Source organism: Bradyrhizobium sp. WSM4872, assembly GCF_055811715.1.
This window is the reverse complement of record NZ_JBVVPT010000052.1, coordinates 20,141-30,918: the sequence shown is the minus strand read 5'-3', so window position 1 is coordinate 30,918 and position 10,778 is coordinate 20,141. Positions and strand designations below refer to the sequence as shown.

General features: G+C 62.9%; 11 protein-coding genes. All 11 read left to right on the top strand.

Going from position 1 to position 10,778, the window contains the following annotated elements; genetic code table 11:
* Positions 1-1,319 (top strand): MFS transporter (locus AC0L3C_RS35510; protein ID WP_473410344.1); only part of this gene is annotated, 1,319 nt, incomplete at its 5' end.
* Between the two features lie 245 nt (positions 1,320-1,564).
* A complete protein-coding gene (gene trbB / locus AC0L3C_RS35505; RefSeq protein ID WP_473410343.1) occupies positions 1,565-2,485 on the top strand; it encodes a P-type conjugative transfer ATPase TrbB in 921 nt (306 codons plus the stop codon).
* Positions 2,482-2,808 carry a TrbC/VirB2 family type IV secretion system protein gene (locus AC0L3C_RS35500; protein WP_473410342.1) on the top strand — a complete coding sequence of 109 codons (327 nt, stop codon included), beginning with the start codon at positions 2,482-2,484 and terminating at the stop codon, positions 2,806-2,808. Before trbB ends, AC0L3C_RS35500 begins: the two co-directional genes overlap by 4 nt.
* Positions 2,808-3,071 (top strand): VirB3 family type IV secretion system protein, encoded by a 264-nt coding sequence (locus tag AC0L3C_RS35495; RefSeq protein WP_007600323.1) that lies wholly within the window; start codon positions 2,808-2,810, stop codon positions 3,069-3,071. The genes AC0L3C_RS35500 and AC0L3C_RS35495 overlap by 1 nt, the downstream gene beginning before the upstream one ends.
* A 10-nt stretch (positions 3,072-3,081) precedes the next feature.
* Positions 3,082-5,523, top strand: coding sequence for a conjugal transfer protein TrbE (gene trbE / locus AC0L3C_RS35490; RefSeq protein ID WP_473410341.1), 2,442 nt, complete (start codon positions 3,082-3,084; stop codon positions 5,521-5,523).
* Entirely contained in the window at positions 5,520-6,254 is a 735-nt protein-coding gene (gene trbJ / locus AC0L3C_RS35485) for a P-type conjugative transfer protein TrbJ (protein ID WP_473410340.1), read from the top strand. Before trbE ends, trbJ begins: the two co-directional genes overlap by 4 nt.
* Positions 6,254-6,628 (top strand): putative entry exclusion protein TrbK-alt, encoded by a 375-nt coding sequence (trbK-alt, locus tag AC0L3C_RS35480; protein ID WP_473410339.1) that lies wholly within the window; start codon positions 6,254-6,256, stop codon positions 6,626-6,628. The genes trbJ and trbK-alt overlap by 1 nt, the downstream gene beginning before the upstream one ends.
* 3 nt (positions 6,629-6,631) lie before the next feature.
* Positions 6,632-7,867, top strand: a complete 1,236-nt coding sequence (trbL, locus tag AC0L3C_RS35475; RefSeq protein WP_473410338.1) for a P-type conjugative transfer protein TrbL — start codon at positions 6,632-6,634, stop codon at positions 7,865-7,867.
* A 50-nt stretch (positions 7,868-7,917) separates the two neighbouring features.
* Complete coding sequence (trbF, locus tag AC0L3C_RS35470) at positions 7,918-8,598, top strand: conjugal transfer protein TrbF (protein WP_473410337.1); 681 nt, start codon at positions 7,918-7,920, stop codon at positions 8,596-8,598.
* Between the two features lie 2 nt (positions 8,599-8,600).
* Positions 8,601-9,575 carry a P-type conjugative transfer protein TrbG gene (gene trbG, locus AC0L3C_RS35465; protein ID WP_473410336.1) on the top strand — a complete coding sequence of 325 codons (975 nt, stop codon included), beginning with the start codon at positions 8,601-8,603 and terminating at the stop codon, positions 9,573-9,575.
* Positions 9,572-10,777: a TraB/TrbI/VirB10 family type IV secretion system protein gene (locus AC0L3C_RS35460; RefSeq protein ID WP_473410335.1), complete on the top strand. Its 1,206-nt coding sequence runs from the start codon at positions 9,572-9,574 to the stop codon at positions 10,775-10,777. The genes trbG and AC0L3C_RS35460 overlap by 4 nt, the downstream gene beginning before the upstream one ends.
* Position 10,778: the final 1 nt, after the last annotated feature.

The following is a 10,778-nucleotide window of genomic DNA, read 5'->3' as shown; positions in this document are numbered from 1 at the left end:
TGTGGCGGCTCATCGCGTGCGTGTTTCTTCCCTTCGCGGCCGGGTACTACCTTTCGTACCTGTTCCGGACCATCAATACACTCATTGCTGGCCGCCTCGCCTCTGATCTCGGGCTTGGCGCCGCCGATGTCGGGCTGCTCACGTCAATCTACTTTTTGGTCGTTATGGCGGCCCAGATTCCGGTCGGCATGTTACTTGATCGCTTCGGGCCGCGCCGGGTCCAGAGCGTGCTCTTGGCTGTTGCTGCAGGGGGTGCCGCGCTCTTTGGACTATCGACGGGATTCCTTTCCCTTCTTTTTGCTCGCGCGATGGTCGGACTTGGGAGCGCAGCAGCCCTGATGTCCGGGCTGAAAATCATCGTCCTCTGGTTTCCAAGAGAACGAATGGCGCTCATCAATGGCTATATGATCATGCTGGGCTCATTGGGGGCCGTTACCGCAACGGCTCCTGCCGAGGTGCTGCTGGACTGGATCGGATGGCGGGGCCTATTCGGCGTGCTGGGCGCCGCAAGCGCGCTTGCTGCCATTTTGATCTATCTCGTGGTTCCCGAACGAGCCACTGGGCCACAGGGCACCAGGACGCCCGCCACTCTGAAAACCGTCTACTCGGATGCGCGGTTCTGGAGAATGGCGCCCTTATCGGCGACCTGCATCGGGTCCGCTTGGGCACTGCAATCCTTATGGGCGGCGCCCTGGCTTTCCGATGTGGAGCGGCTGGATCGAACGAGACTCGTCAACGAATTGTTCGTGATGGCGGTCGCTCTGAGTCTCGGCGCTCTGGTCTTGGGCGTCCTTGCCAACTGGGTGCGCCGCCGGGCTAAGAAGAGCGAGGCTCTGTTTGGCTTGGTCGCGGCGATGTTGATTGTGACGGAGCTTGTGCTGATCTTGCATCCGCCCTGGCCGTCACTCCTGCCGTGGTGCGTGCTGTCGGTGGCCGGATCAGCCACTGCTCTGACCTACGCCATCATAGCGGATTATTTCCCGGCCGAGCTGGTTGCGCGCGCCAATGGCGGTCTGAATGTCCTGCAGTTTGGCTGGGCTTTCGTCGTGCAGTACGGGACGGGACTTATTCTGGAGCAATGGCCTCTGGAGGCGGGGCATTATCCTTTACCGGCCTACCAGACCGCGTTCGGTGTGAACGTTTTGCTGCAGGTGGCAGCGCTGGTCTGGTTCGCCGCCGTCCCGTGGCTGGAGCGCCGGAAACGGAAGGCTGGCGCTTCGGCCACACGTCAACCGGCGGGGGGCTGGAACTCGGTTGAGGTCGTTATTCCACCAGCCGAGCTCGCCATCCTGGAGGCGGATGATCATGCGGAGTGGTGAAGCCCGCATGTCGCCGGGCTGATGTTCGGGGTCATGATGTTCGGCGCGTCAGAAGCGGTCGTCCCTAATCTTTCTTCTTCTACGCCAGACTACGATTGACACGGTCCCATTCTTGCTGTCGCGCAGGTTCTGCTTTTTCTAGTTGTTCTCATGTGAGGCGGCTAGACGCTAGCTGCCTCACTCAACTGGGGGCAGTCGTGGCGATCCATTCATTTCATTCGGAAGCCGAGTTGCGCGGAGCGCGCATGCTCCGCACAGCGCTGGGGCCTGCCATCGCGGGCTTTCTGGAAGATCCGTCGATCGTTGAGGTGATGCTGAACCCTGATGGCCGGCTGTGGATCGATCGGCTGTCGAGCGGCCTTACCGATAGCGGCGAGAGTCTCTCAGCTGCCGACGGCGAGCGAATTGTCCGGCTGGTCGCGCACTATGTGGGCGCCGAGGTTCATGCCGGCTCGCCCCGAATCTCGGCTGAGCTGCCGGAAACGGGAGAACGGTTCGAAGGTTTGTTGCCGCCGGTCGTCGCCGCGCCGGCTTTCGCGATCCGCAAACCCGCGGTCGCTGTCTTCAGCCTGCACGACTATGTCGCTGCCGGCATCCTGAACTTGGAGCAGGCGAACGCGCTCCGCGATGCGGTCGCTACACGCAAGAACATCCTGGTCGCGGGCGGCACATCGACGGGCAAGACGACGCTGACGAACGCGCTTCTGGCGGAGGTGGCCAAAGGTTCGGATCGCGTCGTTCTCATCGAAGATACGCGGGAGCTTCAGTGCACGGCGCCGAACCTCGTGGCGCTGCGGACCAAGGATGGCGTCGTCTCGCTGTCCGAACTTGTGCGCTCGTCGCTTCGCCTGCGCCCCGATCGTATCCCGATTGGCGAGGTGCGCGGAGCCGAGGCGCTCGATCTGCTCAAAGCCTGGGGGACTGGACATCCCGGCGGAATCGGCACGCTCCACGCCGGCACCGCGCTTGGCGCGCTCCGCCGGCTCGAGCAGCTCATCCAGGAGGCCGTCGTCACGGTCCCGCGCGCGCTGATCGCCGAGACCATCAACGTCATCGCCGTGCTCTCTGGCCGTGGTGCCGAACGGCGTTTGAGCGAACTCGCTTCTGTCACCGGGCTTGGGTCATCAGGCGACTACACCCTGTCGAAAATCGGAGATCAGTCATGAACGTACGATCATCTCTCGGGCGAGGTTTCGCATCAGTTGCGGCATTCGCTTGTCTGTACCTGGTGAGTAGCCGGGCCTGGGCCGCCGGCTCGAACATGCCCTGGGAGCAGCCGCTCAACCAGATCCTGCAGTCGGTCGAAGGACCCGTGGCCAAGATCATCGCGGTCATCATCATCATCGTGACCGGTCTTTCGCTCGCATTCGGCGACACCTCGGGCGGCTTCCGGCGGCTGATCCAGATCGTGTTTGGTCTGTCGATCGCATTTGCCGCCTCGAGCTTCTTCCTGTCGTTCTTCTCGTTCGGCGGCGGGGTGGTGATCTGATGGATGAGCCAGTCCCGGGCTTTGTCGCCCCTGTCCATCGTGCGCTGACCGAGCCGATCCTGATGGGCGGTGCACCGCGATCGGTTGCCATTCTCAACGGCACATTGGCCGCCGCACTCGGCCTCGGTCTGCGCTTGTGGCTGGCCGGCCTCCTGCTGGCGTTCATTGGCCACATGGCCGCGGTCTGGGCCGCAAAACGCGATCCGGAATTCGTCGAAGTCGTGCGCCGTCACGTTCGTGTTCCCGGTCACCTCAGCGCTTGAGAATAGTCCCATGATGAATCTTGCCGAATACCGCCGCTCGAATACGCGCCTTGCTGATTTCCTGCCCTGGGCTGCTCTGGTCGACGAGGGAATTGTATTGAACAAGGACGGCTCACTTCAGCGGACGGCGCGGTTCAGGGGACCGGACCTCGACAGTTCCGTGCCGGCTGAGCTTGTTGCGGTCGCAAGCCGGCTGAACAATGCGCTCCGGCGTCTCGGATCGGGCTGGGCGGTTTTCGTCGAGGCGCAACGGCATTCGGCAGGGCGCTATCCGCCCGACACATTCTCGGATGTCGCGTCTTCCCTGGTTGATGCGGAGCGCAAGGCGCAATTCGAGGAGGCCGGCAGCCATTATGAATCGAGCTACTACCTGACCTTCCTTTATCTGCCGCCTGCAGAGAGCGCAGCTGTGGCAGAGCGTCTCCTGTACGAGAGCGGCCATCGCAGCGCGGGAGCGGATGCGCGCGAGGTGCTGAGTGGCTTCGTCGACCGGACCAACCGCGTGCTGCAGCTCGTTGAGGGCTTTATGCCGGAATGCGGCTGGCTCGATGACGAGGCAACGCTCACCTACCTGCACTCGACGGTCTCGACCAAGCGGCATCGCGTTCGGGTGCCGGAAATCCCGATGTATCTCGACGCGCTGCTTGCCGATCAGCCGCTGACAGGCGGGCTTGAGCCGATGCTGGGCGACGCGCATGTGCGTGTCCTGACGGTTGTGGGGTTTCCCACGACGACGACGCCCGGGATCCTCGATGATCTCAACCGCCTCGCATTCCCCTACCGCTGGTCGACGCGGGCGATCATGCTCGACAAGGCGGATGCTCTAAAGCTCCTGACCCGGATCCGGCGGCAATGGTTTGCCAAGCGCAAGTCGATTGCCGCGATCCTGAAGGAGGTGATGACGAACGAGGCGTCCACGCTTCTGGATACCGATGCCCACAACAAGGCGATGGATGCAGATAGCGCGCTCCAGGAGCTCGGCTCGGATCAGATCGGAGAGGCCTTTGTGACGGCAACCGTCACGGTCTGGGACAGGGATCCGCACGCGGCGGACGAAAAGCTACGCCTCGTTGAAAAGGTGATCCAGGGCCGGGATTTTACCTCCATGACCGAGACAGTGAATGCCGTTGAGGCCTGGCTCGGCAGCCTGCCGGGACAGGTCTATGCAAACGTGCGCCAGCCGCCGGTGTCGACGCTAAATCTCGCCCACATGATCCCGCTCTCTGCGGTCTGGGCAGGAGAGGTGAGGGACTATCATTTCAAGGCGCCTCCGCTGTTCTTCGGCAAGACGGAAGGATCGACCCCTTTCCGCTTCTCGCTCCATGTCGGGGATGTCGGACATACCTTGGTGATTGGGCCGACGGGCGCCGGCAAATCGGTGCTGCTCGCGCTGATGGCGCTGCAGTTCCGGCGATATCCGGCCGCTCAGATCTTTGCCTTCGATTTCGGTGGGTCGATCCGTGCGGCGGCGATCGCCATGGGTGGCGACTGGCATGATCTCGGCGGCGCGGTTGGCGGAGCCTCGGCAGAATTCGTGGCGCTCCAGCCGCTTGCGCGCATCGACGATGTCGCGGAGCGCGGTTGGGCAGCCGATTGGATCGAATCGATTCTTGCGCGCGAGCGCATCGAGGTCACGCCCGAGACCAAGGATCATGTCTGGTCGGCCTTGACCTCGCTCGCCTCGGCGCCAGTTCGGGAGCGGACGCTGACGGGCTTGTCCGTTCTTCTGCAATCCAATGCCTTGAAGCGCGCGCTGCAACCCTATTGCCTCGGCGGTCCATTTGAGCGGCTGCTGGATGCCGAAGGTGAACGGCTGGGAGAGACCTCCGTCCAGGTGTTTGAGACCGACGGGTTGATCGGGACCGGTGTCGCGCCGGCGGTTCTCTCCTATTTGTTCCACCGGATTGAGGATCGCTTCGACGGCCGTCCGACCCTTCTCATCATCGATGAGGGCTGGCTTGCGCTGGACGACGCCGATTTTGCCGGCAAGCTCCGCGAATGGCTGAAGACGCTGCGCAAGAAGAACGCCTCCGTCGTGTTTGCGACCCAGTCGCTGGCCGATATCGATGGCTCCGCAATTGCGCCCGCAATTATCGAGAGCTGCCCGACCCGGATCCTGCTTCCCAATGACCGCGCGATCGAGCCGCAAATCATGGCGGTCTACCGGCGCTTTGGACTGAATGACCGGCAGATCGAGATCCTCGCCCGCGCGACGCCAAAGCGCGACTACTACTGCCAGTCGCGCCGGGGTAACCGGCTGTTCGAGCTCGGCCTTGGCGAGATCGCGATGGCTTTTGCGGCAGCGTCTTCCAAGGCCGACCAGACTCTCATCGAGAGGGTTCTTGAGGAGCACGGACGAGACGATTTCGTCGCCGGCTGGCTCAAGGCGCGCGACCTCGGCTGGGCCTGCAATCTCATTCCGCAGCTTGCGAGGGAAGGAGGCTTGTCATGAAACGTCTCCGTCCGCTGCTCGTAGCGAGTGTCATCGCCATTGCCGTGGCGCAAATGGCCCGGGAAGGGAAGGCACAGTGGATCGTGTTCGATCCCAACAACTACGTGCAGAATGTGCTGACGGCCGCGCGCGAGCTGCAGCAGATCAACAACCAGATCACCTCGCTGCAAAACCAAGCGCAGATGTTGATCAATCAGGCGAAGAACCTGGCGAGCCTGCCGTACTCGTCCTTGCAGCAGCTCGAGCAATCGATTCAGCGGACGCAGCAGCTGCTCAGCCAAGCGCAGCGCATTGCCTACGATGTCCAGCAGATCGATCACGCCTTCTCGACAACTTACGGGCCGGCATCGGCGAGCATGTCCAATGGGCTCCTCGTCGCTAACGCCCAGACACGCTGGCAGAATGCGGTTGCCGGCCTGCAGGACGCCATGCGGGTGCAGGCAACCGTCGTCGGCAATCTCGATACCAACCGCACCCAGATGTCGGCCCTGGTCTCGGCGAGCCAGGGCGCGTCAGGTGCTCTGCAGGCAAGTCAGGCTGGCAACCAGCTCCTTGCACTGCAAGCTCAGCAGCTTGCGGACCTCACGGCCACCGTTGCCGCGCAAGGGCGTGCGCAATCGCTCGAATCCGCGCAGCGGGCCGTCGCTCAGGATCAGGGCAGGGAGCAGCTGCGTCGCTTTCTGACCCAAGGTGAGGGCTATCAACCCACAACAGTGCAGATGTTCCACTGATGATGAAGCAAAGATCTGAACGGCTGCCGATGGCGGTGGCTGTTAGCCTCACCGTCCTGGTCGTCGCCGCCTGCGCCATTCGCCTGCGCGGCGACGACGGCGCGCCTCAACCTTCCTCCTCGCTCGCGGCGAAGCCCGATCCGGCGGCGGCAAAGCTCGAGCAATGCCGCACCGTCACCTACGAGCAGACAGAGGCTCTGCGCGAATGCCAGAGGATCTGGGCGGAACGGCGCAGCCAGTTCTTGGGGAAAAGCGGATCGGTAGACCCTTTGGATAGTGGCCGGGGAACGGCGCCATTTTCCTCTGCGCCGCCGCGCAAGGACGAAAGCCGCGTCCCCTCCCTCTCACCCTCCATTCCAAGCCAAAGCGAGTGAGCAATGGGCGGCACCTCCGTCATCGACCAGTTCCTGGAAACCTTCACCCGCTATATCGATTCCGGGTTCGGCCTGGTCGGGGGCGAAGTCGGATATCTCGCCACGACGTTAGCTGCAATCGACCTCACGCTTGCGGGCCTGTTCTGGTCCCTCGGAAGTGATGAGGAGATTCTTGCCCGGCTAGTCAAGAAAACCTTGTTTGTCGGTGTCTTTGCCTACCTGATCGGCAATTGGAATAGCCTTGCCCGCGTCGTCTTCGAGAGCTTTGCAGGTCTTGGCCTCAAGGCCTCGGGCACGAGCCTGTCATCGGCAGATTTCTTGCGGCCAGGCCGGATCGCGCAAGTGGGGCTCGATGCCGGCCGTCCGATCCTGGACTCCATCTCGGGCCTGATGGGGTATGTCAGCTTCTTCGAGAATTTCGTCCAGATCGCGGTCCTGCTGTTCGCCTGGATCGTGGTGCTGCTGGCCTTCTTTATTCTCGCCATCCAGCTCTTCGTCACCCTGATCGAGTTCAAGCTGACGACGCTTGCAGGTTTCGTCCTGATCCCCTTCGGTTTGTTCGGTAAGACTGCCTTTGCGGCCGAACGGGTGCTGGGCAACGTCATCTCCTCCGGCGTCAAGGTTCTGGTCCTCGCCGTCATCGTCGGCATTGGATCGACCTTATTCTCGCAGTTCACCGCAGGTTTCGGCGGCAATCAGCCCACCATCGAGAACGCGATGGCGCTGGTGCTCGGCGCTCTCGCCTTGTTGGGCCTCGGCATTTTCGGACCTGGGATTGCCAATGGCATCGTCTCCGGAGGTCCGCAGCTCGGCGCAGGCAGCGCCGTCGGGACGGGACTTGCCGCGGGTGGAGTCGTCGCGGCTGGCGCTGGCCTTGCGGCCGGCGCTGCCGGTCTCGCCGGCGGAGCGATTGCAGGCTCGCTACGGGGTGGAAGCGCGATTGCAAGCGGCACCATGAGCGTGTTTCGGGCGGGGAGTCAGTCCGGCTCCGAGGCGAGCGCATCCGAGGCCGTAAGTCCCCTGCGTTCGGTCGCAACTGGTCTTGGTGGAGCGGCGAGCGACGCCGGTAAGGGAGAAGGGGACGCCTCGAGAGCTTCAGACAGTGCGCCTGCTTGGGTTCGGCGCATGAAGAGAGCGCAGACGATCAGCCATGGCGCATCAGCGGTAACGCACGCGATCCGTTCGGGTGATCACGGAGGCGGCGGCGGATCTGTCGACCTCTCGCAAGAGGATCGCTGACGCCTCCTTTCTTTCGAATTCGGTTCCCTGCCATCTCCTGAGGTCAAGCAATGTTCAAACGATCGGCTGTTCACTACGGCCGCACGCCGGAGCCCGTCACTCCCTATCAACGCGCAGCCCAGGTCTGGGATGATCGCATTGGATCTGCGCGCGTGCAGGCCAGGAATTGGCGCCTGATGGCCTTTGGCTGCCTCTTCTTATCAGCCGGCTTTGCCGGCGCCCTGGTCTGGCAATCCGCCCACGGAACGATCACGCCCTGGGTGGTCGAGGTCGATCAGTTGGGGGAAGCCAAAGCCGTTGCTCCGGCAAACGCCAGCTATCAACCGACCGATCCGCAAGTAGCCTTTCACCTGGCGCGCTTCATCGAGCATGTGCGTGGCCTGCCGATGGACGCCATCGTCCTTCGCGAAAACTGGCTGCGCGCCTACGACTTTACAACCGATCGCGGTGCGGCCGCACTGAATGACTACGCCCGCAATAACGATCCGTTCGCCAAGCTCGGCAAGACGCAAGTGGCGATCGAGGTCTCGAGCGTCATCCGGGCATCCCCTGAGAGCTTTCGCCTCGCCTGGGTCGAGCGCCGCTACGACAACGGTCAGCTTGCCGCAACCGAGCGGTGGAGCGCGATCGTCAGCATCATCGTGGAGATGCCTCGCGATCTCGATCGCCTCCGCAAGAATCCGCTTGGCATCTACGTCAACGCCATCAACTGGTCGAAGGAGCTGGGTTAGAAATGCCGTCAGGTCTCGTTATTGCGTCACAGAGGGGCCGCCCGAGCCTGGCTCTGGCTCTTATTATTGGTGTGTCCACCCTTGGCGGGTGCACCACGTTCAAGCCGCCGCAAATCAGTTACGATAGCGATGTCCCGCCGGCTCCAGATCTGCCGGCGCTTGCCGACGATCGGCCGCGCCCGCTGCATGTGCCACCGGCCTGGAAGGCGGCGCGCGGCGGCAAGAACGCGGAAGCCAAAGAGCCCGTCGAGCGGATTGAGACTGCGAATGACGCCGCACGTGTGCAGCCGCGAAAGGCTGGCTACTTCAATGCGGTGCAGGTGTTCTCGTATAGTCCGGGCGCTCTCTATCAGGTCTATGCCGCGCCGGGGCAGATCACCGACGTCGCCTTGGAGCCCGGCGAGCAGCTGATCGGGTCGGGACCAGTTGCCGCGGGTGATACCGTGCGTTGGGTGGTCGGCGACACCGAAAGCGGCAGCGGCGACACGCGACGTGTGCACATCATGGTGAAGCCGACACGTCCGGCGATCGAGACCAATCTCGTCGTCAACACGGACCGGCGCACTTACCTCATCGAGCTCCGCTCCCGGGAAAAGCCCTACATGCCACAGGTCGCGTGGTTCTATCCGGAGGATCGGACCGCGCGTGGTCGAGCTCTGCCGCCCACACCCGTCATCCCGGACCAGGCGCAGCGCCGTTACCGCTACGCCATCGAGGGAGACAGCCCACCGTGGCGTCCTGTCAACACCTATGACGATGGGCGCAAGGTCTACATCGAGTTTTCGCCCGGCGTCGGCCAGGGCGAGATGCCGCCGCTGTTCGTGATCGGGCCTGATGGCAAGACCGAGCTCGTCAACTATCGCGCCTACGGCAATGTGCTGATCGTCGACCGGCTGTTCGCGGCCGCGGAACTGAGGCTCGGCGAGGAGCACCAGCAGAAGGTCAGGATCGTCCGAACCGACGGGAGGTCGCTGTGACAGAGACCGGCCCGCCGAATGACGCACCCAAGGACGCTCCTCGGGTTAAGCCGCCGGAAAATATCGCCGAAACCCTTCGGCTCCGGCCGGATCGGCCGCAAGTTACGCGTCTATCGCGCAAGGTGCTTGCGGGTGGCAGCGCCCTTTTGTTGGTGCTCATCTCTGGTGCGGTCTTCTGGGCTCTGCAGGAGAAGCGATCACGCACACCGGCCACCGAGGAGCTTTACGCGACCGACCACCACAATGTTGCCGATCAGCTTGCAACCTTGCCGAAGGATTATGCTGAGATCCCGAAGGAGGTGCCGCGTCTTGGACCACCTTTACCCGGCGATCTTGGCCGGCCGATCGTTGCAGCACAGGGCTCTTCAACGTCCAGCCCGCTTGGTGTTGACGCTGAACAGCAGCGCGCCAATCAGGAGAGCGAGGCGGCACGCACCAGCAAGGTGTTTGCCAGCACGAACGTCCGCGCACAGGCCCCTGTCTCATCGCCAAGTGAAGCCCCATCAAATGCAGCGCCATCATCCGACGAAGCATTCGCCCAGACTGGGCAGGATCGAAAACTTGCGTTCGTCAGTGCTTCCGTTGACCGTCGAACCACCAGTCCCGATCGCCTGGCAAGACCGGTCTCTCCCTTTGTGGTCCAGGCGGGAACGGTCATTCCGGCTGCTCTCATCACGGGGATTCGGTCCGACCTGCCTGGGCAAATCACGGCCCAAGTCACAGAAGCGGTATACGATTCCCCTACCGGGCGAGCTCGCCTTATCCCGCAAGGAGCCCGGTTGATCGGGACGTATGATAGCCAAGTCGCATTTGGCCAATCGCGCGTACTCCTGGTATGGACGCGCCTCATCATGCCAAATGGGCGGTCGATCATCCTGGAGCGGCAGCCGGGCGCAGATGTCGCGGGCTACTCTGGGCTTGAGGATGAGGTCGACAACCATTGGAAGGAGCTGTTGGGGGCCGCGGCCCTTTCGACGCTGCTCGCCGTCGGCACCGAGGTGAATTCCGGATCGGATACGAATAGCACCAACAGCGACCTCATCGCTGCGCTCCGCCGCGGGGCGGGGGACTCGATGAACCAGACGGGCCAGCAGGTGGTCCGCCGCAATCTCAACATCCAGCCGACCTTGACGATTCGTCCGGGATTTCCGGTGCGGGTGATCGTCAACCGTGACCTGGTGCTCGAACCGTACAGAGGGTGAG